Genomic DNA, 23,665 nt, shown 5'->3' on the forward strand with positions numbered 1-23,665 from the left:
CCGATTGCCCCAGACCTGTCAGTACATGCCTAACGGATTGACGCAAAAAAAGGGCGGAACCCTCACAGGTCCCGCCCTTTTTGCTGCCGCCGCTGTTACAGCTTGGCAGCCAGCAACGCCTCCAGCTTCTCCTGGTCGCGGGCAAACTGACGAATCCCCTCGGCCAGCTTCTCGGTCGCCATCGCATCCTCGTTGGACTCCCAACGGAACTGCGCTTCAGTCAGATGCACCCGCGCTTCACCGGCATGGCCTGGCGACAACTTGCGCTCCAGCTTGCCGGTATCGGCCGCCAGTTTCTCCAGCAGGTCCGGGCTGATGGTCAGGCGATCACAGCCGGCCAGCTCTTCGATCTGGCTCAGGTTGCGGAAACTCGCCCCCATTACCACGGTCTTGTAGCCATTGGCCTTGTAGTAGTTGTAGATGCGCGTCACCGACTGCACGCCCGGATCGTCGGCGCCGGTGTAGTCGTTGCCGTTGGCTTTCTTGTACCAGTCGTAGATACGGCCCACGAACGGCGAAATCAGGAACACGCCCGCTTCGGCACAGGCCACGGCCTGGGCGAAGGAGAACAGCAGCGTCAGGTTGGTCTGGATGCCTTCTTTTTCCAGCTTCTCCGCCGCGCGGATACCTTCCCAGGTGGACGCGATCTTGATCAGCACGCGATCACGGCCAACCCCGGCTTTTTCGTACAGGTCGATCAGACGGTGCGCGCGCTTGAGTACGGCGTCAGTGTCGAACGACAAGCGTGCATCCACTTCGGTGGAGATACGGCCGGGCACCACTTTCAGGATCTCTTGACCCACCGCCACCGCAAAACGGTCGCTGGCCAGGCCGACATCACCGTTGCAGTCCTTCACGCACTCATCCAGCAACTTGGCATAGCCCGGGATCGACGCGGCCTTGAGCAGCAGGGAAGGGTTGGTGGTGGCATCTTGCGGCTTGAGATTGGCGAGGGCCGCAAAATCGCCGGTATCGGCGACGACGGTGGTGAACTGTTTGAGTTGTTCCAGCTTGGAAGTCATGAGCGTGCTCTGTCCTATGGGTCTGATGACATTACCCGAGCGCTGGCAGGCGCTCAAGGGCGCAAATGCGTTCGATCGTTTGCGAGGGCAACAACCTGAAAACAGCCGTTTGAATGACTGGCCTTGCTGGTAAATAGGAGGGCAAAATCGCCCGCAGGTTCAACCCGACAGCTCGATGAACACCGCGATCAACCTGTGGGCGCCGGTTTCAGCGGCCCTCCAACAACCCCGCCGCCTGATCCAGCAACGCCAGCGGGTCACTCGCTTTATGAATATCCACCGACAACAACTGCCGGAACTTGCGCGCCCCAGGGAAACCCGTGCCCAACCCCAGCACATGCCGCGTAATGTGATGCATCGAGCCACCGCTTGCCAAATGCTCCGCGATATAAGGCCGCAACTGCGCCAACGCCTCTGCCCGACTGATCACCGGCCGCGCACTGCCAAACAACTGCTGATCCACCTCCGCCAGTAAATACGGATTGTGATAAGCCTCCCGGCCCAGCATCACCCCGTCAAACGTCTGCAAATGCTCATGGCACTGCTCCAGCGTCTTGATCCCGCCGTTGAGAATAATCTCCAACTCGGCAAAATCCCGCTTCAACTGCGCCGCCACGTCATAACGCAACGGCGGAATGTCGCGATTCTCCTTCGGCGACAACCCCTCCAGAATCGCAATCCGCGCATGCACGGTAAAACTGGTACACCCCGCGTCCTTCACCTGTCCGACGAAATCGCACAATTGCGCATAACTGTCCCGCCCATTGATCCCGATACGGTGCTTCACCGTCACCGGAATCGACACCGCATCGCGCATCGCCTTCACGCAATCCGCCACCAACGCCGGATGGCCCATCAGACACGCGCCGATCATATTGTTCTGCACCCGATCGCTGGGGCAGCCGACGTTCAGGTTCACTTCATCGTAACCGGCAGCCTCGGCCATACGGGCACAAGCGGCCAGATCGGCGGGAACACTGCCGCCCAGTTGGAGGGCGAGAGGATGCTCAGCGTCGTTGTGGCGCAGGAAGCGCTCGTGATCGCCGTGGAGGATCGCGCCGGTGGTGACCATCTCGGTGTAGAGCAGGGCGTGTTTGGAGAGCAGGCGCAGGAAGAACCGGCAGTGGCGGTCGGTCCAATCCATCATGGGTGCAACGCTAAAGCGCCGAGACAGTGCGGGGATTGATTCTGCTGGGCTAAAGCTCTGTTTTTGAATCATTTTACTCAACGTGTATTCGGCAGGTTTTAGGGCGTTTTCAGGCCTTTTTTAAGGCTCGGTGGTACGATGTACCACCCAAAAACTGACGCGTACCACTTTCGATATGGCGACTATCAGGGCAAGAAAACTGGCGGATGGGACTGTGAGCTACACGGCTCAGATCCGTATCAAGCGCGACGGAGTGCAAGTCTACCAAGAGAGCCAGACCTTCGCCCGAAAACAGGCCGCCCAGGCCTGGGCGCGTAAGCGCGAGTCTGAGCTGGATGAGCCTGGTGCGATCGAGCGGGCAAACCGTAAGGACGTCACCGTCAAAGAAATGATCGAGCAGTATCTGTTGGAAGTGGAGAAGGCCCGTCCGCTGGGCAAAACCAAGAACAGCGAAGCCATCGGCAAGATGGACATCGGCAAGCTGAACGATACAAACATCAATACCCAACGCCTGGTCGACTTTGCCCTTTGGCGCATGAGCAAGGCGGGCGGCGGGGTCCAACCCCAGACCGCCGGCAACGACCTGGCGCACCTCGGCGCTGTTCTGGCGATTGCCAAAGACGCATGGGGTTACCAGGTCGATCCACTCGCGATGAGCGGCGCCCGACGAGTGCTACGGAAACTCGGCTACAACCTCAAAAGCCGCGAGCGTGACCGCCGGCCGACGTTGGACGAACTGGGAATGGTGCTGACGCACTACCAAGCCATGCAGGCGAGGCGCCCGAGCGTCACTAATATGCTGAAGGTCGTGGGTTTTGCCCTGTTCTCCACGCGACGGCTGGATGAAATAACCCGTATCCGTTGGGCGGACGTCGACGAGCCTGGCCAGCGGGTGCTGGTGCGCGACATGAAGAACCCCGGGCAGAAGATCGGCAACGACGTTTGGTGCTACCTGCCGGATGAGGCGTGGCAGATCCTCCAAACAATGCCGAAGGCCGGCGAAGACATATTCCCCTACAGCCCTGAATCTATATCCACCTCCTGGGCGAAAGCCTGCAAGTTTTTGAACATCGCGGACCTGCACTTTCACGACCTTCGACATGAAGGCGTCAGCCGCCTGTTTGAGATGGACTGGGACATTCCGCGTGTGGCTAGTGTTTCCGGCCACAGGGATTGGAATTCGATGCGTCGATACACCCACCTGCGCGGCAAGGGTGACCGCTATGTGGGCTGGGAATGGCACGAGAAAATTCTGAGGGCGCCCGTCCAACTGGGCGCCGCATCACAGAAGTGGCTTAAAAGGCGTGTTTTAACCCGTTGAGCTGGTTGTGCTCTTTAACCGCGGCGGCGCGCTGTCGATCTAGATATGCGGCCAGGTCAGTGAGATGAACGCCCTTGGCCGACTTCTGGCTCGGCTCCAGGCGTGTGATGGGAATCTTGATCTGACCACTCATCACCTTGCGCTGGAACATTTCCGGCGTCAGGTGCGTGAAGTAATCCCGGCAAACCTGCTCCAGCGAGATGATTGCCTGGCCGTCGTATTGGGCCATCAGGATAAAGGCTGTGTTCATTATGGACCCCCTCACATCCTAAACGATTGGTGAATGAGCGCTCGCTGAGCCCTATGTTCTGCGGGTTTTGCCCTGTCCGCCTGAATCTCGCACACGAACAGGTGCCGTTCACGGTTGGGCGCAGTCAGCGCCTCGGTCAGGCCTGGCACTACGTCAATGCATCGCTCGTAGGCTTGAGGCCCGTTCCAGCTATCAGCCCTGACCACCTGGCAATCCGTATGGGTCGCATCCGCGCACAGGTAAAGCAAAAGAAATACGGTCATGGTGCGTTCCTCGCGCCGCAGTTCGGGCAGTCGTCGAAGCGTTGACGCTCGCTGAGGAAGCGGCCGCAGCCTTCGCAGTTGGTGAGATTGCTGTATGTCCTTGTGCGCTCGACCTTGATCTTGGGCAACCGCAGGCCGGCAGCTCGGAGCGCCTGTTTGTGATCGAGCAACGAGGCCCGCACAACCGGTCGCGAACGAGCGGCAATGTAGCCGCAAGGCCAGAGATCAAAGCCCTGTGACCGGTAACTAAAAGCACGCTCACCACCGGGGTGAATTGCGCTTTCCAGATTGGCTGTCGGACCAGACCCACCGAGCCAGACCAGATCGTTTCCATCCCAGTCGCGTGCATAGGCCACATAGAAACGGCCGTCCGTGTTGCGGTAGGTGTCAGCTTCGGAGCGGTTTAGGTACTGGCAATCAACTCCCGTTTCTGACCGAGCCTGTGTGTAGTTCACGGGCAACGGCAGATCGGTTTGTCTGCTCTCGTACTGCTTTAATGCGCGTTCCCGTGTGAATTGCTCTGCCTCGTTGAGATTCGAGGTGTAGCCGCCTCCGTTGCGCCAAAACATCGCCCGGCTACCGACGTTACTGCGGCTGTCCTGCAAGAAAAAGAGGTCAGACATGGCCAACCTCCTGCTGAGCCACGCTCAGCGCAATCGCTACCGGCTTCACCCAAATCGACACGTTGCTGAGCATGAAGGTCTCCCCAGCCTCGGAAAGCAGCAGCGTCATGCCGAACACATCAGCCATTGCCCTTGCAGCCGCGCGCGGTACCGCGTTGCCGATCCGCTCCCGGTGGTTGCCGTCGTTGATGCCGTCCAGCATGAAAACTCCTGCCTGTTCGATCTTGCGAACGCGCTGCATTCGTTCGATCTCGCGTGCGGTCTGCGGATCCGCTGACCAGTAGTCCTCTGGATCAAACAGCGATTGCAGCGCGGCCAGCTCCAGGGTGGTGAACGGACGGTGCCAGGTGCCGTCGAGACTGGTGATCATGCAGGTCAGCCGGTCGTTGGGCGCCGGCATGCGCTGATCGGCAACCGACCACCGGCCATTGTCGTGGCAGGCACTGGCAGAAACGGCGCCGGCCGGGGCGTTGTAGTCGACCACACCGTAATGCCCGCCAGTCAGGTAAGCATCGCCCTTGCTGCGTGACATGCCCGGACGCGGGTCTGCGATCGATAAAGCACCGCTGGCGACCTGTTGCGAACCGGTCACGGTCTTGGCGCTTTCGCACCAGGGGGTGATCCGCAGCTTTTGAGTGCTGGCGTTCGGGTGCCAGTTTTTGTAGGCGGGATCTGCCACGGCGAAAGCGCCTTGCCCGGTTGTGCTGCCGGCGATCACGGTGCCGGCGGGCTTGCTGTAGTCGGTGACCAGGTACTTGCCGAAGCCCTTGGACGGTTGTCGAGGGTCGGCCACTACCTGCCCACCGGAGCTTGGGCCGTGCCCTGCGGTGATAGTGCCGGCGGCTTGGTTGTTGCGCATCACGCGGAATACGTTGTTGTGGCGCTCGCCGCTTGTACGCGGGTCTGCAACGCTGAACGTCCCTTGCCCTGGGCTGCGTTGGCCGGTGACTACGCCGCAGTGGCGGTCATAGGGCAGCACACCGTATTGGGTGTATTCGAATTTGCTCGTAGGCCGAGGGTCGGCCACCGAGAATTTGCCGTTGGTCGGGCTCGACCGGCCGGCGACCGTGCCGGCGGTGTCCTGCCAGTCATGAACACCGAGATAACCGGCGCGGTATTCCGGCACGATCACAAAGTCACGTAGGTGACCGTCCTCGATCGCAAACCGACTCAGGCTGCGCCAATCTTTCCCGGCCTCCACCAGGGCCAGGCGTACCCACGTTTTCCACTGCAACGCCGGCACCCGGTGCATCGGTCCCGCCTGATCGATATCGCCGGCCAGCGGCATACGGCTCAGCACGTCACCGACTGCGCGCAGGCTGCGTTTTTCCGGTTCGTACAGGAACGCCGGCACCTTCTCGATATGCCTGGCCACCATCAGGAAGCGCTTCCGACTTTGGGCCAGGTTACCGATTTCGCCGCAGTCGTGGGTGGTCTCCGCCACTGCATAGTTGTAGTGCCTGAACAGCTTGGTGATCTGGTCCAGCAGGTACCGACCACGGGTAGCTAAGCGCGGGACGTTTTCGAACACGATCAATGACACCGGGTTGTGCTTCCAGGCCTCAAGCATCAACCACACACAGCGCAACGTCAGCTCGTTGAGCGCCCGGTACTTGGGCGTCTGGCTCATAGTCTCGGACAAAAGGCCCGAGGCGCCCTTGCAGGGACTGCTGATGAACACTGCATCCGGATCTTCGTTGCCGGCAGCGCGGCGCAAATCCTCGGCGGTGGCTTCTTTCCAGCCGGCGGGCGGCTGCTGGCCGTGGAACGCTGTGTATTGCTCGCGGGTGAACAGGTCTATCAGCGTGCCAGGCACACCGGTCATCATCTGAAAGTCGCGTAAGCCGGCCGGGTCGACGTCGACGCCGCCCAGGCAGCGCCATTCAGCTTGCACGGGGCCCAGGACTGGTTTGGAGTCGCTGAAGCCAGCGGCGCCGCTGCCGAGGCCACAGCAGAGGTGGAAGTGGGTGAGGGTGCGCTTGATCATGAGCGGCCCTCCATCAGCATGCGCGTCAGCGCATTGGGCTGGCCAGTGGGTGTCAGCTTGTCGAGTGGTTGGGTGATGCATCTGCCATTCGAGGTGCGCAAGGTCGCAACATTGCCATCGATCTTGATGATCACGCCTGTACGCGCGCTGAGACGGTACTCCCTACCTCCACCGGACATTGCGACGTAGCTGACGGTGTCGCCGATAGCCAGTGGGGTTGTGGTAGCCTCTGCGATGCCGCCTTGGGGTTGATTCACTTGCATGGTGCTTCTCCTTTGGGTGGTCGGTGTCGAGGGGTTGCAGCCCCTCGACACCACCTTCCTAACGGCTTTCGCCGGTTGGGTTTTGCTTCCGCACCAGGTGCAGCAGCAGATTCTCAAACTCAACAACCTCATCAGTTGCTGACTGCCATTCCAGGACTGCCTGGATCTGTTCCCGGCTGCACTCCAGCACCAGGATTTCTTTATCGCTTACCGCACGAACCTCCAGGATCGCGATCAATCCGGCGGGGTCATAGGCCTCGGCGTGAACAATCTTCCCTGACTCGTTGAACCAGGCCTTCAGCTCTTTCAGATGTCGTAGGCGGTTGGTTTCCCCCTTTTCGCCGTCGCCGGTGATGACTTGTACGTGCATGGTGCTTCTCCTTTGGGTGGTGGCCGGCGTTGCAGCGCCTGGCGGGTGTTGCTGTTGATTGGTCAGGCCTGGAAGTGCCAGCACTTCACGATGGGTTGTTTGGTGATGACTGCATTGCTGGTCTTGGCCTGGTGAGCCCGTACCGCGCTGTCGGTGGCTTTGTTGATGTCGAGTAGCTTCCGGGAGCGGGAGTCTTTCAGGCGCTCGCGCAACTCGCTGACGTCGGCGATCTTCTGGCGATGCTCGGCCGCGCACTTCACAAAGTCGTTGAGGTTGATGGCAATGATGTTGTCTTTCTTGCTGTGGTTGACCACTGGGCCGTCGGCGTCGAGACCTTCGAGGTACTCGTACACTTCCCAGAATTCAGCCACTACCGGGTGGTCGGAGCTGATCGAAGACTGGCGCTCGATCGCCATGCGAATAATCTGCGTGCGGGTGTGGCTGATCTGCGGTTCAGTTAGAGGCACCACCATGCACAGGCAGTCGAGCAGGGCGAGCAACTGGGCGTGGTTCTTATTGATCCGCTCCACGCGGATGTAACCGCGCAGCTTGTTGCCACAGTGGTGACAATCGCTTTGCTCGTCGTGAAACGGGGTCTCGCAGGCGAAGCAATGCGAATGCAGATTGCGCAATTTCGCCTCGTAGCCAGGGATGCGCTGGGCGAACAGGTCCATCACTTCCAGCTCTTTGCGAACGGCCTGTAGAACAAAGTTGCTGAGTGTTGAGCCTTCCAGGGCATTCAGACGGTCTGCCGCCGCGCGGCTCTCAGGCGTCACGTTCGGACGCACAAAATGCAGTTTCACGATCCGGGTCATGATCGCTTCAGACGCTACGACAGGGGCGTTCTGGCTGATGGCGATCGTGCCGCGAAATGGGGGCTCGTAGGTCTCATTGCCGGCGGTTTTGACGCCCTTGGTCGCCAGCGTGCCGCCGCCGTAGTAGTCCTTGAGTTCGTCCCACTCAAAGGTCTTGGCGTGGGCCTTGTCGTCGCCACTGCGGTCAGATTCCAGCAGCACGATGGGCATGCCGGAGACCTGGCCCATCAAGCGGCTGCGACCGGCCTTGGTGGATTTGGACGGGTCGAACCCTTCGTAACCGTCCCGGCCCGCCAGTTTCCAGAGCAGGGTGAGCAAGGTGGTCTTGCCGGCGCCGGCTTCGCCCGTGGCTTCAAGAAACGGAAACGACTGGTACCGAGCGCGGATCTGTTCGGCGAACAGTGAGCCAAACCAGAAAGTCAGTGCGACGATGCCCTGAGCGCCGAAGCACTGCCACAGAAGTCCTAACCACTGCTGATCGTATTTTTTGCCATCCTTCTCCAGATCGATCTTCACGCCCTTTTGCAGGGTCTTGAGTTTCAGCTTGCCCATCTCAAAAAACTCCTCTTCGTTGATGTGGATGACCTGGCCCTCGCGGACGGCGACGTCGTTGAACACGTAGCAGTGGTATTCCTTGCTGTAGCCCACGTAGTCGATGGTCTGAACGGTCTTGATGCCGAAAAGCTGGTCTTTCATGAGTTTGTCCAACTGTTGTCCACTGCCGGTGAACACGGCCCCGGCGCCCATGCCGAGAAGTCTTTTCTTGAATTCGCTGGCGGCGGCAACCTGGCCGCCGGTGAAGGTGTTTTTCACCGAGCCACCGTCGTGCGGGAAGTCGACCCGGAAGAAGTACCAAGACTCGTCGGTGATCTCGTTGCGCTGGAAATAGAGGGCCTTGGGGTAGCAGTTGGCGATTTCGACGACGCAGCCGGCCACGTTCAGCGCTTTCTCCCTGAGCTGCTTTTCGTTCAACACCTGGGTTTCTTGGTCATCGCTTTTATCCAGTGCTTGTTTGGCGCTGTTGTATTTCGCGATATCCAATTTCCACCAGTACAGGCGGGAGTCGAAACAGAAATGGAATTCCTCCCGCTCCCGCCACTGGTACATGAGCATTGCCTTGTCGCTGGCACTCTCAGCAATGAGCAGGGCGCCCTGGTGACGAGCTTCTTTCAGGTCTTTGTCGATGCGCTCGGCACGGGCTTTCTCGTCGTCGATAAACGCCCATCGCTGATGCAGATCGTTCCAGTCAACCTTGCGCGCATCTGGCTGCGATACCTGGGCGGCGTCGCAGGTGAAGCCGAGTTCGCGGGCACGTTTCACCCAGCTGCGTGTGTATTTGTGAGCGCCTGGCTCGTTGTCCAAGGCCCAAACCAACTTGGGTGTTTTACCGCCGCGTGCTGTGGCGAGTGCCTTCAGCGACTCTTCTGGAAACGCGTTTGACGACAGGGCGGCAACAGCAGATATACCGTTCTGAACGAGCGCGATGGCATCGAAAATGCCTTCAACAATCCACAGCTCGTCTACCTCCAGCAGGTCCAGGCACGGCGGGCACCACCAATGCCCCCTGTAGCTCTTGAGAGGCTGGAAGCGGGCCTTCTTCTTGCCGAAGCGGGAAGGCTGGTCAATCAAGCGCTCCCAGTACCCACCATGCTCCAGGGGAAAGCGGACGGTTGCTGAGCCGATGTTCAGGTCGCGATCGAAGTAGCTCTCCTGGGTGTACCAGCCCTCAATCAGCTCGACGCGAAAACCTCGGGCAAACGACAGGTACGCCTTGGCACTGGCAGCAGGCTGATCACTGGTGGCCGGCGCACGCTTGCTCCAGTCGTCGAACAGGTCCGGGTACAGCTCCTTGGTCGGAGCCATGTACCGGCATTTTTCCTCGCGGCCACAGCGTATGAACCAAGGTTCGTCGTGGCGGGAAAACAGGCGTTTCTGATTGCACTGCGGGCAGGTGCCCTTGCGCATGTAGTGCGTGCCGACCATGTGCTGCAGGCCGTAATCAGATTCCAGACGCTGAAGTACATCAGCGCGGATCTGTTGCTCCATGGGCTTGCGATTCACTGCGCATGCTCCGCAACAGCCACGACGAGCTGCTTTTTCAGCTCGCTGCGCGTCTTGCAGATGCCGGCCAGGTAGGGCAAGTCCTCAAGCACCTTCGGTGCCCGCTGACCGCTCGGCACATTCCGGTAGCGATCGGAGTACCAAATATCAGCCATGGTGACTTCGTACTGAGTGGTCAACCACAGCAAGTATTGCTGCGCCTGCTGTTCGTCCAGCTCCAGTTTTATGGTGATTTTGCTCATTTCGGCCACCAGTAAGTTGCAAATTTCCCCTACCCACGCGGCGCGGGCATCAATCAGGGATGGGGTTCGGATTAGTGCGGGAGGTTGCGAGTCAGCAGCAGGCGTGTGGGGAGCAAACGTGCTGAAACGGGGTGTCGCTGTTGGGTGCAGTTATCGAGCAGCCAGATGACAGGCCGGTACGCGCCGCTGTTGGGATGAACGCCCAGCCAGGCAATACGCTTGCAGGTCATGCTCTCGAATTCGGCGACGGCCAACTCAGCGATGCGCTGCACCAGGTGCTGGGGGACTTCAAGAGACAGCGTCAGGTACCGGGCGCAGTTCTCGAGCAGTTGGCTGTCACCGGCCAGATGCTCACAACGGTGGCGGTAGAGGTAGGCCACTGCCGCTTGTTGCATCGCCGCGCGGTAGTCGCTGGTGGGGTTGGTAGTCAGGGCGATGGTTTTCATACGGTTGTGGCCTCCATTTCCAACTGGTCCAACAGATCGGGTTGATCGTTGGCTGTTTTCATTGCCTGGCGACGAATGACCACGTCCGCAATCGGCAGCTTTACAGCTGGGTTGGGCATGCCGCTGGGGCTGAGTTCGTGGGTCATTTGAAATTCAGAACGCACCGACCAGCCGCATGCTTCGTTGGTGCATTGCATGTAGGCGATGCGCAAAAAAATGTGCTGGCCTTCGCTGGTACGGATACGCATGCGGCCGTGGCAATGGGGGCAGACAAGTTTGTAGGTGCTCACTGTACGGTCCCCTTGCTGTGCAGCTGGATCGTGGCAAGTACTTCTGAGTGGCGGGCAGACATATAGCGGTTATGGGCTGCGATGATTGCCTCGGCTTCATCTGGCTCAATCACTCCATCGTCCAGCGCCTTGGCGATGATCTGGTCGACGACGCCCCGCTTGGCAGCCGCATTGACGGAGCGGCTGTAGAGGTCGACGTTGTCCAGCTTCTCTGGCTTGGCCAGGGGAACGAACATGCCGCCATACAGCGCCGCGATGTACTCCGGCAGGTGCGTAGTTCCTGCGTCCTGTTCCAGGCAGTGGATTTGCTCGTCCGTCAAAGGCCGGCTGCCGGCGTTTTCGTAGATGTGGTTATCGAACTTTTTGAGTTCGTAACCGAGGCGAGCTGCTGCGCATTCACGACCACCTTTGTAGTCGTTGATCACAGCGCTCATTACTTGCCGCTTGGTCGCTAGAACTGGGCGTTTCATCTTCTGGTTTCCCCTTGGAGCCAGAGGCCCTAGTTTGTGATCACGCCGTCTTTAATTCCGAGCAGCACGGCCGCCCGGTGAGCTTCACCGCGCAGACACTTTTTCTGTCCGTTCAAAACCGCGTAGACCGTCGATGGGTTGAATTCATTTTTTTGGGCCCAGTCTTTGGCCGTGATCCCGAGACGTGCGAGACGATCACGGGCCTCTTGGCATGCTTGCTCGATGGGGGATGCGTTCGGCATAGTCTCGTTTCGTGTGGTTTCGTGTGATGACAGGGGAAGAATATTCAACGAGCGTTGAATAGTCAACTCAATAAGGGGTCGTTTTGTTGAATATTGGTGAAAGGCTGAGGGAAGAGCGCGTCCGCTTAGGTTTCAATCAATCGGATTTCGCCGCGATCGCGGGCGTGGCAAAGACCTCTCAGTTCAACTACGAAAAAGGCGATCGAAGCCCAGACGCGGACTACCTCGCCGCTGTGGCGGCCGAAGGTGTGGATATCCTTTACGTGGTTATTGGTCAGCGGCTGCCAGTTGCAGAACCAACCCTGTCGGCTGATGAAATCGAGATGCTCGAACATGTGCGGTCGCTCGACGACGACGACAAAGGTGCGGTGAAACGGCTCCTGCGGGCGTTCAATCAAAAAAAATAGGGAAGTGAGAATGAACCAAGGAATCAAGGTTTTGGCGCTGATGGCTGCTCTGGCTTTTTCTGCTACTGCAATAGCGGGGGCGAAGGTGCATACAGTCTCAAGTGATGAATTTGGCGACGTCTGGCCATTCACTGTTGAAAGTGTCGATCTGATGTGCGAAGGCCCTTCGCCTAAGGCCTTGGCAAAGACCTCAGACGGAACCGTCTATGCGCTAAATGGGAGTGCCCGAAGCCAGGCCAAAAGTCGCGGCTGGGCGGACGGACAAGACATTACGAAGCCAAACCCCTCTATGCCAGCCATAAAGATGGACTACAGCAACTTTGTACAAATTGCGCAGGATTTATGCTCTAAGCCCTGATCCATTTTCTGAGAACTCTTACGTAGGCTGGTGGCACACCTATACGCGCTGAAAATTCCTCGCCCCTCCGGGTGCTTTGGTTGGCACCTAGGTTGGTGCCGGGCATCCGGATGTGTTGAAGGGAGTAACACATGTCCGCGAGTAACGAGGTGCAAGCCAAGCAGTCGGAGAGCGTTGAGTTTGAGAGTTTGAATCAACGCGAGAGATTGGTTTTGCAGATGTTCAGGCAACTTGATCAGCAGCAGCAAAAGGACATTCTGCGGTTTTTCGATGTGCTGTTAAACGCGAAGTGACGGAGGAACCCGGCAATGCCGGGTTTTGTTTTTTGGGGCGGGTGAATCTTTATGTGCCTACGGTCTGCATTTTTTTCCATTCTCGATCCACTGCCCGCTTGGCCGTCTTCTCGCTCGCGTATAGCCACCGCAACCGTCTCGGTTTCGACTGATCTCCCGCCGTAATCGTCTTTTCCTTCCCGGTTTTATGGTCCCGGTAGTACGCGATGATCCCCGTGTAATCCCCTTTGTTCTCTTCTGTCAGGTCTTCAACATTGTCCTCCGGCAGCTTGCTCTCCAGCTCCAGGCTCACCGTGTACCCGCCGTCAGCACTCAGGCTGTGATGCACGTTGCCGCCGTACCAGATGATCTCGTCGATTTCCACTTTCACGCCTTGGAGCGTGTACGTCAGCTCGGGGATCAGATCCGGCCGGCCCATGGCCAGGTTGTAACTGAGCGTGGCACTGCCGCGTTGCAGGCGTCGGAATTCAGACCGGGCGGCGCGCAGGGCTGACTGCTGGTCGCTGTAGGTATGGCGCAGGTCTTTGAGATTGTCGCCGCCGCCGGCTATGGCCTCCTGTTTCTTGGCGCTGTTCACGTCGTAGTAGTACGCGCGCACGCCGTCGTAGCTGTCGCGGTCGGCCTGCAGGTATCGGTGCTGGTCACCATCGGCGCGGGTGAGGGTGATGTGTGGCAGATCCAGGCCTCTGGCGGTTTTGCCTCCGCCGGCCGGTAGGCACAGCAGGCAACCGGCTTTGACGCTGGCCACCGCGTCGAATTCTTCGCCCAGGCGGCTGATCAGGTTGGCGTCGGATTCGTTGGCCTGGTCGAGCTGCAGGATGGGCAAACCGTCGAGTGCGCCGGCAATGGTGGCGCTGAGGCCGTTGCCGATGGCGATATCGCCCAGGACTTTGCCGAGGGTGGTGTTGCTCCAGCTGCGCTCGCGTTTGGTTTTCAGGCCCTTGCGCAGGTCTGCCGATCGAGCGCGGATGCTCAGCACATCCGGCGCGCCGCTGTGTTCGGTTTCGTCGACGGTATAGGTGCCTTTGTCCACCAGGCCGGTGTCGCTCCAACCCAGCCACAAACGCAACACCGCGCCTTTGGGCGGGATCGCCAGCAGGCCGTCGTGGTCGCTGAGGGTGATGCTGAGTTGATCCGCCTCGACGCCGCGGTTGTCGGTCAGCTCCAGGCTCATCAGGCGCGGGCTGACCAGTTGCGCGATGTCCCGGCCGTCGACGGTGAGCCTGAAGGCCGGCACGGGATAGGCCGCATCACGGACATACTGCTCGGCGGTGCTACGCACGTAGCCGGTGACTTTGGATATGACCGATTCGATCACAGCAGGCCTCGCAGGATGTTGACGCCAGTACTGGTAGCCGCACCGAGCAGGTCGATGCGGTCGTCGTCGGTGCGCTTCAGGCTCAGGGTGAACTCGATGCGCCGTGGGGTGCCGTCGCTGAAAAAGATGGTTTTGGTCTCGCTCATGCTTTCGATCACCCACAGGCCATAGATCCGGCCACTGCCTTCGACCATGGGCCAGGCCTTGCCGGTATTTGCCATCAGGCGCAGGGCGTCAAGGCTGAGGGCGCTGCCGGCCAACTCCGGCAGGATGATGCCGGGGAGGGTGATAGTGTCTTCGCCACGGCCGACGAATTGCCGCGCGGGAGCGGCGCCGATGCGGTTGTTGCTGGCGTGGCGCCAATCGGTTTGGCGTTGTAGCTCCTGGTAGGCGGCGGTTCTGAGGCTGAACACGAACATGCCGAGGGCCATCATCATGGTGGTTATTCCAGGTCCGAAAGTTTGCTGCGCTGACGCGCTTTCTTTTCGTTTTCGATGCGGGCCAGCATGGCGCGCACGGTCTTTTCCAGGCTTTGCAGGTCTGTGCCAGGCCCGGCGGTGATGGAGAATTCGTAGGTGTCGTGGCTGTCGTAAACGGCTGCGGCGGGCGCACTGCTGATGGGTGGCGTGTTATCCACGGCAAACGCCGGCATGGCGGTGGCGCCCAGGGCCAAGGTGCCGGCGGCGGTCAGCTGTTTGCTCATGCTGGTCAGCGCGTTCAGCGGGCCTTTCTGCCCACCTTCCAGGCCTTGGGTGAGACCCGCCATGGTGAACCCGCCCAGCTCCGCGAACACCCGTGACGGGCTGTGGATGCCGAGCTTTTCCTTGAACCAACCGATGCTGGCGTCGCCGATCGAGCTGATGGTGTCTTTGACGGCGCCGAGACCGGCTGTCAGCCCATTGACCAGACCATTCACGATCATGCTGCCGAACTCGGTAAAGCGGCTGGGGAGTTCGATGCCCAGGTAACTCAGCACGCCGGAAAAGGCCTGGTAGAGCAGGCCGAGAGGGCTGAAGTTGACCAAGGTGGTGATGATGCCGCCGATTCCTCCGTCGAAGCCTGCCTTGATTTCTGTCCAGGCGTTGGCGAAGTAGTTCTTCACCGCGTCCCAGTTTTTGTAGATCAGGTAGGCGCCGCCAGCCAGCGCCGCAACGACGGCGGCAATGACCAGGACAATCGGGTTTGCTGCCAGGCCCCACAGCGCGATGCCTACCGTGCGCAGGGCGGTGACCAGGGCGCCGCCCATTGTCATGGCGAGCATACGAACGCCCTGCGCAAACATCGGGAACACGTTGCGAGCCAGACCGGTCAGCGTGGGGAGCAACCGGCCGAGCATTTTGGTGATGCCGCCACCCTGGAGACCGAACATGGTCATGCCGTAGCGCAGCACGGCGAACGGTCCCAGCATGCTCGCCATGGTCAACGCCAGGCCACCGAACACGAATGCCAGCGCAGCGATCGCGGCCACGACCTTGACCAGGCCGCCGGCCAATTTCGGATTCTCCCGGGCCCAGGCTCCGATGCTGTTTGCGATCTCGCCCAGGGTTTTGATCAGGTCCTTTAGCTCCGGCGCAACGGCCGCGCCGAACTCTGCCATGGCGTTGGTGAAGCTGCCTTCTGCGGCCTCCATGACGTTGGTGAGGGTGCCTAGCTGTTCATTCACACGGGTGCGTAGGTCGGCTTGAGTTTGCAGCTTCTGCTGGACTTCCCGATATCCCGCCAGACCCTTGTTCATCATGGCGTCCAGAGTCGACATCGTCTCCGCATCATCACCGAACAACGTCTGTTTTATTTCTGTTCGATCGGTATCGTTCAGGCCCTTCAGCTTCTCAATTTGTGCATACAGATTTTCCAGTCCAGCAAAGTTGCCCTTGTCATCCGTGAACTTGAACGACATCCCCGGTTTAGATTTCGCGAGCGCTTTGTTCGCTTTGTCGACTTTGTCTTGATTCAGCCCCGCTTGGAAAATTTTGCGGAAGGCGTTGCCTGCGGAACCACCGTCCATAGCTGCCTGGTCCATCATGATTAGCAGCGGCGCCAGTTCCTTAGCAGCATCGATCCCTGACTTCTTGATTACGTCCATCACTGGGGCGATCTTGCTGAAGCCCTGTAGCATGTTTGTTGGGTCAACACCGGCATAGAAACCACGCTGGATGGTATCCATCAGCCCCATCATGTCTTTTTCGCTGGTACGCGTGGCGTCCTGCATCTTGGCCGCGAATTCAGCCGCCTCTGTGGCTCCCATATTCAACTGGATGCCGAGGTATGCTGCGGCTTCACCGGTACCACCGAGGATGCTCTGAGCGCTGATGCCCTGGCGCCGGAGCATCGTCATCATGTTCTGGAAGTCAGCCGTGGTGCCTGGCAAGCGGTCGCCCAGCTTGGTGGCCAGATCCGTGATCTTCTGGAAGTCCTCGGAGACCTTGCCGGTGTTGTCCATCATCGACACTTTGAGCTGTGTGGCGGAATCCTCATTGGGCGCAAAGGCCTTCACTGCTGCAGCTACGGGGCGGCTGGCTGCGTAGCCAACACCCAAGCCGGCGGCGCCGTTCACGGCAAGGTTGCCGGCGGCGCGCTGGGACTTCTCCATTTGGCTACGAGCCAACGCTGCGCGCTTGTGCTGGGCGCTCAGCTCGGCCATGCGCTTGCCTTGCGTGCTGATGCTGGCGTTGGTGGCGTTGATTTGCTCGCGCAGCTGGCGCTCAAGGGTGCCGAGATTTTTAGTGCTGATGCCGGCGTCGTAGAGCTTCGATCGCAGCCCTTGCAACTGAACGCTCTGTTGCTGGTGCTGCTGCTTGAGTCGGGTGGCCTCGCGCACTGCTGCCTGGAAGCTGCGGGTCATTGCCCTGGTCGGCGCGTCGGTGGCGGCGAGTTCCTGGCTGAGGGATTTGACTCGATCACGTGCAGCAGTGAGCGATGCACCGGTTTGTTCGGCTGCTGCTCGCTGAGCCCGCCAGGCGCTGACGTCTTTCTGTTGGGAGGTGAGTTCTTTCAGGCGGTCGCGAGCAGCCTTGAGGGCACGCGCTGTCTCGATGCCCCCTTCGCTGATGTGCTTCAGCGGGCGGGTTGCCTTGTCGATGGTACTGAGCAGCACCTGAAGTCTCAGATCATTTGCCATCGGTGGAGCTCCGCACCCTGGCGCGCTCGCGCCAGTCCATCAGTTCCTTCAGGCCCAACTGATCCATATCAGCCGGTGCCCAGTGAAAAACCACGGCCAGGTCGGCCATGGCGTCCTCTACGCAACGAGGGATGCGTCCGTCTTCATCGATTTCTGTAACAAAAAACCGCACACCTTGGTGCCGAGCGCGAACAGATCGGCAGGGTCCATCGACGTGACTTCAATGGCAGTGAGGGTTGGACTGCTGATGCGCGGCACCACCTTCACCAGGCTGTTGACGTCCATCTGCAACAGCTCGGACAGGCTCACGCCACGCAGTTCGCCCGAGTTGGGCTTGCGCAGGGTGATGCTGTCGATGCTGGTGGTGCCACGGCGGATTGGCGTGTCGAGGATGACGGTGTTGTCGTCGGCCAGTGGTTTCACGTCGGGTTGTTCGGTGGTTTCAGTCTTCATGGGTAAAGCTCCTGGTGATGAAGGGGGTTAGCGATCGATGCCGGCGATCAAAGGCCGATGGCGCTGCGCTGTTTCTCCAGCATGTCGACGCCGCCGACCTTCTCGATGAAATTCAGCAGGTCGATTTCGATGATGTCTTCGTTGTCGACGGTCAGCTTGTAGTAGCTGCAGGTGGTGGTGATGGAGTGCTCGGTGTCTTCACCAGGTGTGGCGTCACCCATTTCAATGGTTTCGTGACGGCCGCGAACGGTCACCTCTACGGCGCTGATTTCACCGGTGTCGTCCTGCTGGAAGGCACCCGCGAAGCGCAGAGCAACACCCGCTGCGTTGACGGCGCCGAATTGCTTGAGCACGATCAGATCCAGGCCACCCAGCTTCCATTCCAGCTGGATACCGTCGTCGGACATGCCCAAGTCAGCCTTGACCGGGCCATTCATGCCGGCGGCGCGCCAGGCTTCCATCTTGCGGCCCAGAGAGGGCAGGGTGACGGTTTTGACTTTGCCTTGGTAGCTGCCGCCGTCGTTGAACAGGTTCATGTTTTTCAGTTTGTGAGGCATGGCCATGGCGGGAATCTCCGGGGTTATGGCACAGGGTTAACTCCCCTTGCGAGGAGGCCCGGTTTAAGCGTTGACGGCGGCGGCGAACTGCATCAGGTAGCGGTCGGTGATGCGCTGACGCAAGGTGAGGTCTTCCAGGGGCGGCACAGGGGTGTAGTCGTAGTCGAGGGTCAGCTTGCCGGCCTTGAGGGTGTCCTTGTCGTTGATGTCTTCCGGGTACCAGCAGCTGCCGCCGATCAGGTAGCCCTGGTTGACCAGTTCGCGGAATTTGGCGTTGATCCCGTTGATGATGTCTTTGACCAGGGAGGCGTGCATGGGCTTGTCCATGGCCCACATGTGCGCCTCGGCCATGGTGTCGGCGATGATCTGCGCGGTACGGGTGTAGTTTTCGAAGGCGAACAGCGGGTCGTCGCTGCACGTGCGGCTACCCCAGAAGCGGAAGCCACCCTCGTTGATCAGGGTGGTGACCTCGTTGCTGTTGAGGTAGTTGGCGTCGGTGGCCGGGTTCTGCAGGTCCCAGAACACGTCGGCGCTGATACCGGTCACGCCGTTGACGGCGACGTTGGAGATGGTTTTGTGCCAGCCGATGTCTTTGTCGATCAGCGCCCGTAGGCCTAGCGCACGGGCTACTGCCGACGCGGTGACGGTCGCGCTGGTGACCGTGTCCCAGTTCTGGAACTCCGGCCAGATCACCATGACTTCGCGGGCGCCGAAGTTTTCGCGGTAGGCGACCACCTCTTCCTTGGTTTTGCAGTCCCACGCACTGACGTAGGCGAAGGCGCGCAGGTCTTTGGCGATCGATACCAGTGCGGTGGCCACCGGCTGACTGTCGAGGCCTGGCACACCGAGAATGCGTGGTGTCATGCCCACGCGGGCCTTGGCCGCGAGCAGAGCTTTCATGCCGGTGTATTTGCCGTCGGCGGTGGTGGTTCCGATCAGGGCGGTGGTGGTAGCAGCTGCGTCTGCGCCTTCCTTTACCCGCACCACGATGGTGTAGGGCTTAGTCTGGTCGGCAATGGCCTGCAGGCTCTTCGCCAGGGTGCCTTTGACGCCGGCTTTGGCGATGGCAGTTTGTACATTGGTCAGCAGGACAGGTGTGTCCAGAGGGAAAGCGAGCGGGTCCGCATCTTCAGCCGTACATACCAGGCCGATGACTGCGGTTGCGATGGTGCGAATGGGGCGGGTGCCGTCGTTGAGTTCGAGAACCCGCACGCCGTGGAGATAGTCTGAACCGGCCATGGGTGGTTGCCTGCGCTGTGATGAAATGACAGTGCACAGGCTGCCGCGCGCGCGCCGGATGGGCGAGCGGTGGGCCTTGTAAGAAGCGCTGTTACAGTTCGATAGGTATGTTAACGACCAGCCAATAGCGAACTATTTACGCGGAGTGCTGAGCAGCGCGGCGACATCTGGGTTTTGCGCAAGAAAGTCGGCCAACTTAGCGATCGGATCGTCTCTATCTGCTGGTTGTGGTCGATTGACGAGATCCCAACTGACGCCATTCCAACGCGGCCAGCGTTCGTCCGGAACTTCAACCGGCGGCGCTACGAAAGTGCTGTTGGCCGGCAGCAGATACACGCCTGGCTCCAATGGCGATTCGTCAGCCTGACTGTTGCTTTGATAGAGGCCTGCACGGTCGTAGTGGTAGGCGATCATGAGTGTGCTCCTCAAAATTTAATACATGCCAAAAGGGCAATGTTACGTGGCCGTGCTTCGGTACCACCACTGGTATTGATGGTGATTGCATGGTTATGGCTTCCCGCAGCTTCGATCGCCAACGTGTGGTTATGGTCGCCGGCTGACCCCATATTGCCGGTGATCCAGTCCGGCCATCCGCGTCCCTCTTCGAATCCTGTTTGGTTACCGCCATATGCGGTAGCAAGTGTGCCGCTGTGGGTGTGGGCCCCTGCATTATTGGTTGATCCAGTGTGAGTGTGATTACCCGCATCAGCTGCGGTAGCGCCGTGGCTGTGACTCTGGTTTGAACCGAGCTGGCCACTGCCGAGTTCGCGACCTCCATCTACGCCACGCCCATCATCCCACCCGCGTACGAACTCTCCGCGCAGGTCTGGTACGTTAAAAGTCGTGAACCCATCACCGCCCCCGTAGGTAGTGCCGACAGCGGCATACAGTTCTGCGTATACGCTGCGGCTGATGGCTGCACCATTGGCTTTAAGCCAACCTGCCGGTGCATTGCTACGTGCAAAGTGGCCGATGATTCCGACGGGTGCCATTTGCCGCGTTTCGGATTTGCTGAAGATCTCCAAGTTATCGCGGGCTTTGGCCTTGTCGAAGACATCAGCAAGATTTTGGCTACGTTCCAGCGGTGCTGGAGCGCTACCGGCCGGTTCATTGTTGACCAGCGTAATACGGGTGCCGGCCGCATAGCTCTGACCAAGGTGCAGACGCGTCGGAATATCCTGGTCGGCCGTCCATTCGATAGCACTTGTTCCGACGTCTATTCGTAGCCCTTCGATGTAAACCGCCAGGCCATAGGTGGTGGTTATTGAGAGGTCCACGACAGTCTGGTCTTGAGCCAGAATCTGCTTTTCAGCAACTGTGTCGACGGTAACGTTGATCGCGGAGGGGCTCTCCCATTTGAAGTCACCGTCCGCGTTGCTGGCTTTGCCAAGCAACTGCCCCACGGTTCCGCCGGGGATTACCTGAGCTGCGGTCATGTTGTTGATGACCCAGGCCTGCGAGGCAACCGCAACATTCGGGTCTACCATAAGTGTTACGACGCTAGCATTGCTGACCACAAACTCCAGACGCACAACTGCATCGGCAAAAGCGCCTTCAGATGCCGTCGGCTTGTAGGTCTCTGGCAAATTACCCACAGCAAACAGGGAGCCTGATGCATCGAACACACCAATCTCACGCATGACCCAACCGCCTGCACTGGCGGGAATGACCAACTCAACTGTGAAATGAGTGGGGTCATTGGGCGATTGATAGACACGGTTGACCGTATTGCGATACCGCTCGCGGATCAGACCCGTCTGCATCCAGTCGGGTGTCGTCGGTGAGCCGTTGCCGTCCCCTACCGCCATATGGATGAGGTTGATCGGCGTGCCACTGGCCTCAGCGCGTGCCATGGCGACTAGGCCGTATTGGGTATGAATGGTCTTAAATGCCATGCATCAAACTCCCGACATTGATCAAAGTGGCACAACGGCGAGGCCGATCAGGCCCGTCTCTTGTGACGTCTGTGAGGTAATAACGAACTCGAAAATGCTCCCAGCCGGCACATCGGATGGGTTACCTGATGCGAGTGAAGCGCCACTGGCATTTGCTGAAATGGTGAAGCTGCCAACCAATGTGCGCGTAGGCCACTTGGGTCGATAGAGCTCTACCGTGACGTCTTGCGCGATGATTTCTGTTAGGAATATCTGGAGGGTTGCACCATCGGACATTCGGGCTGGGCAATGCACAAAACCACGGGCATTTTTGGCATGGGGCACTACACCACGCTGTGTGAAAACGGCTTCCTGCGCGCGTGGACTCGGTGCGGCGTCGTCGAATACCAGGGCGCATGTCTTGTTGCTATAGGTGGTGTAATCACCGGTTTTTAGAAGACGAAACACTCGCTGTGTTGATGTGCCTGCGCGCGCCACGGCGAAACCTGCAAGTGAAACGGCCGTGTCCGTACCTCCACCGATCAACAGCTTTCCACCCAGCACTCCTTCGATGTATTTGGTCGAAAGACGGCCTTCCACGGCGTCCAGTGTGACATCGATATAGCCTGAACCAGCCCCCGAAATCTTGCCGATATACGATTCGCGAGGGCGTAGGGTTGCAAGTTGGGAGACAAGGTAACTGTCCAGCGTCTTACCTGTCCCGGCGTATTGGAAAACTTCAATCTCACCTATAGCTGCTTGCATGGCCGCCGAGGGCGCGATGCCTGTCAGCCGGGTATTGGCCCCGGTCGCACTCGGCGCGTAGATTGTGAAACTTTGCGCGGCTGCATTGCCAATGGCTACATAGATCGGCTTCGAAGTGTCCACCAAATTGAAGAATGTGGCGGGGTCAACTGACAGATCAAGATGACTTTGACCAATTGACACCCATGTTGATAGGCGGAGCACTTTTTTGTATGCCGGGTTGTCCCGGAAGTAGTGCGGATAGTGCGCCCAAGCATCGCCGCCCACCGCTGTCGCTCGCTGCTCTGCTTCCATACGTCGCGATGGTTTTCCGTTGGCTTCCGGTGCAAGCAGGTTAACCAAGGCGTCGACGAGTCGGACATAGCCCGGGCCGCTCGGATGAACCAGGTCCCCCATGTACTTGAGTTCAGTGCCTGCAATGAGGGTGGTATTGGAGTTACCAAACGCAGCTTCCCAGGTGTCGAACAAAATCGTTCGGGGGAAACTGGCGCGGATGTGGAGGTAAGCACTGCGCAATGCTTGGTTCCACTTTTCTACCAGCGCCTGGTCGTTGGCCACGCTCTTGCCGAAGTCGGGGTAAGCAGCCTGAGAGGGGAAGCCTGCTGAAGGGTTGTAAGGCCGTGCCGTCATCGGATTCGGCATCCGTAGGACAATTTCATCGCTCGGAAAAACGGCGTTTATCCGTGTCACTGCGGTGCGTAGACGCTGCGCAATGTAGGCGGTGATCTCGTCCTGTGCGAGGTTGCCTACAGCCGCATTTAGGATGCAGTCATTGATGCCGAATCCAACGACCCAGAGCACTTTGACAGGTTGTTGCGCCCGCCAAACCATGGCGGTACTGAGGCTTATGGCACCGGTCGGTTTATGTCCGTAATAGTCCCAGGCACCAACGCCAGCGTTACTCTGATTTTGGATGACCGGCGGTGGTACCTCTGGGCCATTTACGAAGAGGTCGAGCGGATAACCAGAACCACCAAAATTGATCGTGCCAAGTATCTTGGAGAATCGCCCGCCATTCTTTCGATGCAGCGTGGTGATCCTATCGAAACCATAACCTGCACCGGCCATCTGTTCGGTAGTCGAGTCACCGCAGAAAATCATGAGTTTGTTATCGACGCTGAAATCGCCCATCCCTCCGGCGGATAAGCTTTGCACGGCTGATGCTAGGTCGCTTTTTGTTGCGCCATTCCCTGCAGGCATGTAGCCAACGCGTTTCGAGGCATCGCTTTCTGAAAGCGCCCCCACGGCTTGATGAGAGTCGCGTGCGGCGGCTTCAGCGGCTACAACGTTCTGCGCCGTTTCACTGCGGGCTACCTGGCTATCGTATTCAGCTAGCGCTCTGGCGAAAGTTCGCACAGGGCCGCCATCGGTTCCGACCGTTTCTTCTGCAGAGCCATGAATTATTTTGTGGGCGATATCGAGATCGGCTTCAAACGACGCGACAAGGCTTTTGAGGGAGTCGGACATGAGG

The 23,665-nt window shown here is 59.2% G+C and carries 28 protein-coding genes; 4 read left to right on the forward strand and 24 right to left on the reverse strand.

The genetic code is table 11. The annotated features are described in order from the left end of the window. Positions 1–95: 95 nt before the first annotated feature. A complete protein-coding gene (gene tal, locus RGV59_RS13795) occupies positions 96–1,022 on the reverse strand; it encodes a transaldolase (RefSeq protein WP_017848890.1) in 927 nt (308 codons plus the stop codon). Between the two features lie 208 nt (positions 1,023–1,230). Next, positions 1,231–2,241: a tRNA dihydrouridine(20/20a) synthase DusA gene (gene dusA, locus RGV59_RS13800; protein WP_322246956.1), complete on the reverse strand. Its 1,011-nt coding sequence runs from the start codon at positions 2,239–2,241 to the stop codon at positions 1,231–1,233. A 103-nt stretch (positions 2,242–2,344) separates the two neighbouring features. Between dusA and RGV59_RS13805 the strand changes: the two genes are divergently transcribed. Next, on the forward strand, positions 2,345–3,490 hold the full coding sequence (locus RGV59_RS13805; protein ID WP_322246957.1) for a site-specific integrase: 1,146 nt from the start codon (positions 2,345–2,347) through the stop codon (positions 3,488–3,490). Here the strand turns inward: RGV59_RS13805 and RGV59_RS13810 are convergent. From RGV59_RS13810 to RGV59_RS13865, 12 genes are all read right to left on the reverse strand, one after another. Further along, the gene (locus tag RGV59_RS13810) at positions 3,465–3,740 is read right to left on the reverse strand and encodes a pyocin activator PrtN family protein (protein WP_126589590.1); all 276 of its coding nucleotides are present in this window, start codon (positions 3,738–3,740) and stop codon (positions 3,465–3,467) included. The genes RGV59_RS13805 and RGV59_RS13810 overlap by 26 nt on opposite strands. 11 nt (positions 3,741–3,751) lie before the next feature. After that, positions 3,752–4,003: a hypothetical protein gene (locus RGV59_RS13815; protein WP_322246958.1), complete on the reverse strand. Its 252-nt coding sequence runs from the start codon at positions 4,001–4,003 to the stop codon at positions 3,752–3,754. After that, complete coding sequence (locus tag RGV59_RS13820; RefSeq protein WP_322246959.1) at positions 4,000–4,626, reverse strand: hypothetical protein; 627 nt, start codon at positions 4,624–4,626, stop codon at positions 4,000–4,002. The genes RGV59_RS13815 and RGV59_RS13820 overlap by 4 nt, the downstream gene beginning before the upstream one ends. Continuing rightward, on the reverse strand, positions 4,619–6,613 hold the full coding sequence (locus tag RGV59_RS13825) for a DNA cytosine methyltransferase (RefSeq protein WP_322246960.1): 1,995 nt from the start codon (positions 6,611–6,613) through the stop codon (positions 4,619–4,621). The genes RGV59_RS13820 and RGV59_RS13825 overlap by 8 nt, the downstream gene beginning before the upstream one ends. Beyond that, a complete protein-coding gene (locus RGV59_RS13830; RefSeq protein ID WP_322246961.1) occupies positions 6,610–6,876 on the reverse strand; it encodes a hypothetical protein in 267 nt (88 codons plus the stop codon). The genes RGV59_RS13825 and RGV59_RS13830 overlap by 4 nt, the downstream gene beginning before the upstream one ends. A 58-nt stretch (positions 6,877–6,934) precedes the next feature. Further along, the gene (locus RGV59_RS13835; protein ID WP_322246962.1) at positions 6,935–7,246 is read right to left on the reverse strand and encodes a hypothetical protein; all 312 of its coding nucleotides are present in this window, start codon (positions 7,244–7,246) and stop codon (positions 6,935–6,937) included. A gap of 62 nt (positions 7,247–7,308) precedes the next feature. Continuing rightward, a complete protein-coding gene (locus RGV59_RS13840) occupies positions 7,309–10,107 on the reverse strand; it encodes a toprim domain-containing protein (protein ID WP_322247143.1) in 2,799 nt (932 codons plus the stop codon). A gap of 11 nt (positions 10,108–10,118) precedes the next feature. After that, complete coding sequence (locus tag RGV59_RS13845; protein ID WP_079443088.1) at positions 10,119–10,364, reverse strand: hypothetical protein; 246 nt, start codon at positions 10,362–10,364, stop codon at positions 10,119–10,121. A gap of 71 nt (positions 10,365–10,435) precedes the next feature. Next, positions 10,436–10,810 (reverse strand): hypothetical protein, encoded by a 375-nt coding sequence (locus RGV59_RS13850; protein ID WP_322246963.1) that lies wholly within the window; start codon positions 10,808–10,810, stop codon positions 10,436–10,438. Further along, entirely contained in the window at positions 10,807–11,100 is a 294-nt protein-coding gene (locus RGV59_RS13855) for an ogr/Delta-like zinc finger family protein (RefSeq protein ID WP_322246964.1), read from the reverse strand. The genes RGV59_RS13850 and RGV59_RS13855 overlap by 4 nt, the downstream gene beginning before the upstream one ends. After that, the gene (locus tag RGV59_RS13860; protein WP_079443091.1) at positions 11,097–11,570 is read right to left on the reverse strand and encodes a YmfL family putative regulatory protein; all 474 of its coding nucleotides are present in this window, start codon (positions 11,568–11,570) and stop codon (positions 11,097–11,099) included. The genes RGV59_RS13855 and RGV59_RS13860 overlap by 4 nt, the downstream gene beginning before the upstream one ends. Positions 11,571–11,599: 29 nt before the next feature. Continuing rightward, entirely contained in the window at positions 11,600–11,812 is a 213-nt protein-coding gene (locus RGV59_RS13865) for a DNA-binding protein (protein ID WP_079443092.1), read from the reverse strand. A gap of 86 nt (positions 11,813–11,898) precedes the next feature. Between RGV59_RS13865 and RGV59_RS13870 the strand changes: the two genes are divergently transcribed. The 3 genes from RGV59_RS13870 to RGV59_RS13880 all read left to right on the forward strand — a co-directional run bounded on the left by RGV59_RS13870 (position 11,899) and on the right by RGV59_RS13880 (position 12,870). Beyond that, positions 11,899–12,219 (forward strand): helix-turn-helix domain-containing protein, encoded by a 321-nt coding sequence (locus tag RGV59_RS13870; RefSeq protein WP_079444994.1) that lies wholly within the window; start codon positions 11,899–11,901, stop codon positions 12,217–12,219. 10 nt (positions 12,220–12,229) lie between these two features. Further along, positions 12,230–12,577 (forward strand): DUF2511 domain-containing protein, encoded by a 348-nt coding sequence (locus RGV59_RS13875; RefSeq protein WP_079443093.1) that lies wholly within the window; start codon positions 12,230–12,232, stop codon positions 12,575–12,577. 131 nt (positions 12,578–12,708) lie between these two features. After that, positions 12,709–12,870 carry a hypothetical protein gene (locus RGV59_RS13880; protein ID WP_161493716.1) on the forward strand — a complete coding sequence of 54 codons (162 nt, stop codon included), beginning with the start codon at positions 12,709–12,711 and terminating at the stop codon, positions 12,868–12,870. Between the two features lie 49 nt (positions 12,871–12,919). Here the strand turns inward: RGV59_RS13880 and RGV59_RS13885 are convergent, their stop codons facing one another. The 10 genes from RGV59_RS13885 to RGV59_RS13930 form a co-directional block, all read right to left on the reverse strand. Beyond that, the gene (locus RGV59_RS13885) at positions 12,920–14,188 is read right to left on the reverse strand and encodes a phage late control D family protein (RefSeq protein ID WP_322246965.1); all 1,269 of its coding nucleotides are present in this window, start codon (positions 14,186–14,188) and stop codon (positions 12,920–12,922) included. Continuing rightward, the gene (locus RGV59_RS13890; protein ID WP_321851134.1) at positions 14,185–14,625 is read right to left on the reverse strand and encodes a phage tail protein; all 441 of its coding nucleotides are present in this window, start codon (positions 14,623–14,625) and stop codon (positions 14,185–14,187) included. The genes RGV59_RS13885 and RGV59_RS13890 overlap by 4 nt, the downstream gene beginning before the upstream one ends. 5 nt (positions 14,626–14,630) lie before the next feature. Beyond that, positions 14,631–17,306, reverse strand: coding sequence for a phage tail tape measure protein (locus tag RGV59_RS13895; protein ID WP_322246966.1), 2,676 nt, complete (start codon positions 17,304–17,306; stop codon positions 14,631–14,633). Beyond that, the gene (locus RGV59_RS13900; protein WP_083207100.1) at positions 17,296–17,415 is read right to left on the reverse strand and encodes a GpE family phage tail protein; all 120 of its coding nucleotides are present in this window, start codon (positions 17,413–17,415) and stop codon (positions 17,296–17,298) included. The genes RGV59_RS13895 and RGV59_RS13900 overlap by 11 nt, the downstream gene beginning before the upstream one ends. Positions 17,416–17,423: 8 nt before the next feature. Next, positions 17,424–17,759: a phage tail assembly protein gene (locus RGV59_RS13905; RefSeq protein ID WP_065945739.1), complete on the reverse strand. Its 336-nt coding sequence runs from the start codon at positions 17,757–17,759 to the stop codon at positions 17,424–17,426. A gap of 47 nt (positions 17,760–17,806) precedes the next feature. Beyond that, a complete protein-coding gene (locus RGV59_RS13910; protein ID WP_155003238.1) occupies positions 17,807–18,322 on the reverse strand; it encodes a phage major tail tube protein in 516 nt (171 codons plus the stop codon). 57 nt (positions 18,323–18,379) lie between these two features. Further along, complete coding sequence (locus RGV59_RS13915; RefSeq protein WP_322246967.1) at positions 18,380–19,555, reverse strand: phage tail sheath protein; 1,176 nt, start codon at positions 19,553–19,555, stop codon at positions 18,380–18,382. Positions 19,556–19,687: 132 nt separating this feature from the next. Beyond that, positions 19,688–19,969 (reverse strand): phage tail protein, encoded by a 282-nt coding sequence (locus RGV59_RS13920; RefSeq protein WP_213553647.1) that lies wholly within the window; start codon positions 19,967–19,969, stop codon positions 19,688–19,690. An 11-nt stretch (positions 19,970–19,980) separates the two neighbouring features. Beyond that, positions 19,981–21,450 (reverse strand): phage tail protein, encoded by a 1,470-nt coding sequence (locus tag RGV59_RS13925; RefSeq protein ID WP_322246968.1) that lies wholly within the window; start codon positions 21,448–21,450, stop codon positions 19,981–19,983. A 21-nt stretch (positions 21,451–21,471) separates the two neighbouring features. Then, on the reverse strand, positions 21,472–23,661 hold the full coding sequence (locus RGV59_RS13930; RefSeq protein ID WP_322246969.1) for a hypothetical protein: 2,190 nt from the start codon (positions 23,659–23,661) through the stop codon (positions 21,472–21,474). Between the last annotated feature and the right edge of the window lie 4 nt (positions 23,662–23,665).

This window comes from Pseudomonas sp. FG1 (assembly GCF_034313875.1).
Lineage (GTDB): Bacteria > Pseudomonadota > Gammaproteobacteria > Pseudomonadales > Pseudomonadaceae > Aquipseudomonas > Aquipseudomonas veronii.

What these genes read in the sequence shown, in the direction of transcription:
- RGV59_RS13890 (WP_321851134.1), bottom strand. Translation starts at nt 14,625, where the DNA reads ATGATGATGGCCCTCGGCATGTTCGTGTTCAGCCTCAGAACCGCCGCC.
- RGV59_RS13875 (WP_079443093.1), top strand. Translation starts at nt 12,230, where the DNA reads ATGAACCAAGGAATCAAGGTTTTGGCGCTGATGGCTGCTCTGGCTTTT.
- RGV59_RS13805 (WP_322246957.1), top strand. Translation starts at nt 2,345, where the DNA reads ATGGCGACTATCAGGGCAAGAAAACTGGCGGATGGGACTGTGAGCTAC.
- RGV59_RS13830 (WP_322246961.1), bottom strand. Translation starts at nt 6,876, where the DNA reads ATGCAAGTGAATCAACCCCAAGGCGGCATCGCAGAGGCTACCACAACC.
- RGV59_RS13910 (WP_155003238.1), bottom strand. Translation starts at nt 18,322, where the DNA reads ATGGCCATGCCTCACAAACTGAAAAACATGAACCTGTTCAACGACGGC.
- tal (WP_017848890.1), bottom strand. Translation starts at nt 1,022, where the DNA reads ATGACTTCCAAGCTGGAACAACTCAAACAGTTCACCACCGTCGTCGCC.
- RGV59_RS13835 (WP_322246962.1), bottom strand. Translation starts at nt 7,246, where the DNA reads ATGCACGTACAAGTCATCACCGGCGACGGCGAAAAGGGGGAAACCAAC.
- RGV59_RS13900 (WP_083207100.1), bottom strand. Translation starts at nt 17,415, where the DNA reads ATGGCCGACCTGGCCGTGGTTTTTCACTGGGCACCGGCTGATATGGAT.
- RGV59_RS13895 (WP_322246966.1), bottom strand. Translation starts at nt 17,306, where the DNA reads ATGGCAAATGATCTGAGACTTCAGGTGCTGCTCAGTACCATCGACAAG.
- RGV59_RS13930 (WP_322246969.1), bottom strand. Translation starts at nt 23,661, where the DNA reads ATGTCCGACTCCCTCAAAAGCCTTGTCGCGTCGTTTGAAGCCGATCTC.
- RGV59_RS13905 (WP_065945739.1), bottom strand. Translation starts at nt 17,759, where the DNA reads ATGAAGACTGAAACCACCGAACAACCCGACGTGAAACCACTGGCCGAC.
- RGV59_RS13820 (WP_322246959.1), bottom strand. Translation starts at nt 4,626, where the DNA reads ATGTCTGACCTCTTTTTCTTGCAGGACAGCCGCAGTAACGTCGGTAGC.
- RGV59_RS13915 (WP_322246967.1), bottom strand. Translation starts at nt 19,555, where the DNA reads ATGGCCGGTTCAGACTATCTCCACGGCGTGCGGGTTCTCGAACTCAAC.
- dusA (WP_322246956.1), bottom strand. Translation starts at nt 2,241, where the DNA reads ATGATTCAAAAACAGAGCTTTAGCCCAGCAGAATCAATCCCCGCACTG.
- RGV59_RS13860 (WP_079443091.1), bottom strand. Translation starts at nt 11,570, where the DNA reads ATGAAACGCCCAGTTCTAGCGACCAAGCGGCAAGTAATGAGCGCTGTG.
- RGV59_RS13925 (WP_322246968.1), bottom strand. Translation starts at nt 21,450, where the DNA reads ATGGCATTTAAGACCATTCATACCCAATACGGCCTAGTCGCCATGGCA.
- RGV59_RS13850 (WP_322246963.1), bottom strand. Translation starts at nt 10,810, where the DNA reads ATGAAAACCATCGCCCTGACTACCAACCCCACCAGCGACTACCGCGCG.
- RGV59_RS13810 (WP_126589590.1), bottom strand. Translation starts at nt 3,740, where the DNA reads ATGAACACAGCCTTTATCCTGATGGCCCAATACGACGGCCAGGCAATC.
- RGV59_RS13825 (WP_322246960.1), bottom strand. Translation starts at nt 6,613, where the DNA reads ATGATCAAGCGCACCCTCACCCACTTCCACCTCTGCTGTGGCCTCGGC.
- RGV59_RS13845 (WP_079443088.1), bottom strand. Translation starts at nt 10,364, where the DNA reads ATGAGCAAAATCACCATAAAACTGGAGCTGGACGAACAGCAGGCGCAG.
- RGV59_RS13815 (WP_322246958.1), bottom strand. Translation starts at nt 4,003, where the DNA reads ATGACCGTATTTCTTTTGCTTTACCTGTGCGCGGATGCGACCCATACG.
- RGV59_RS13865 (WP_079443092.1), bottom strand. Translation starts at nt 11,812, where the DNA reads ATGCCGAACGCATCCCCCATCGAGCAAGCATGCCAAGAGGCCCGTGAT.
- RGV59_RS13920 (WP_213553647.1), bottom strand. Translation starts at nt 19,969, where the DNA reads ATGATCGCCTACCACTACGACCGTGCAGGCCTCTATCAAAGCAACAGT.
- RGV59_RS13840 (WP_322247143.1), bottom strand. Translation starts at nt 10,107, where the DNA reads ATGGAGCAACAGATCCGCGCTGATGTACTTCAGCGTCTGGAATCTGAT.
- RGV59_RS13880 (WP_161493716.1), top strand. Translation starts at nt 12,709, where the DNA reads ATGTCCGCGAGTAACGAGGTGCAAGCCAAGCAGTCGGAGAGCGTTGAG.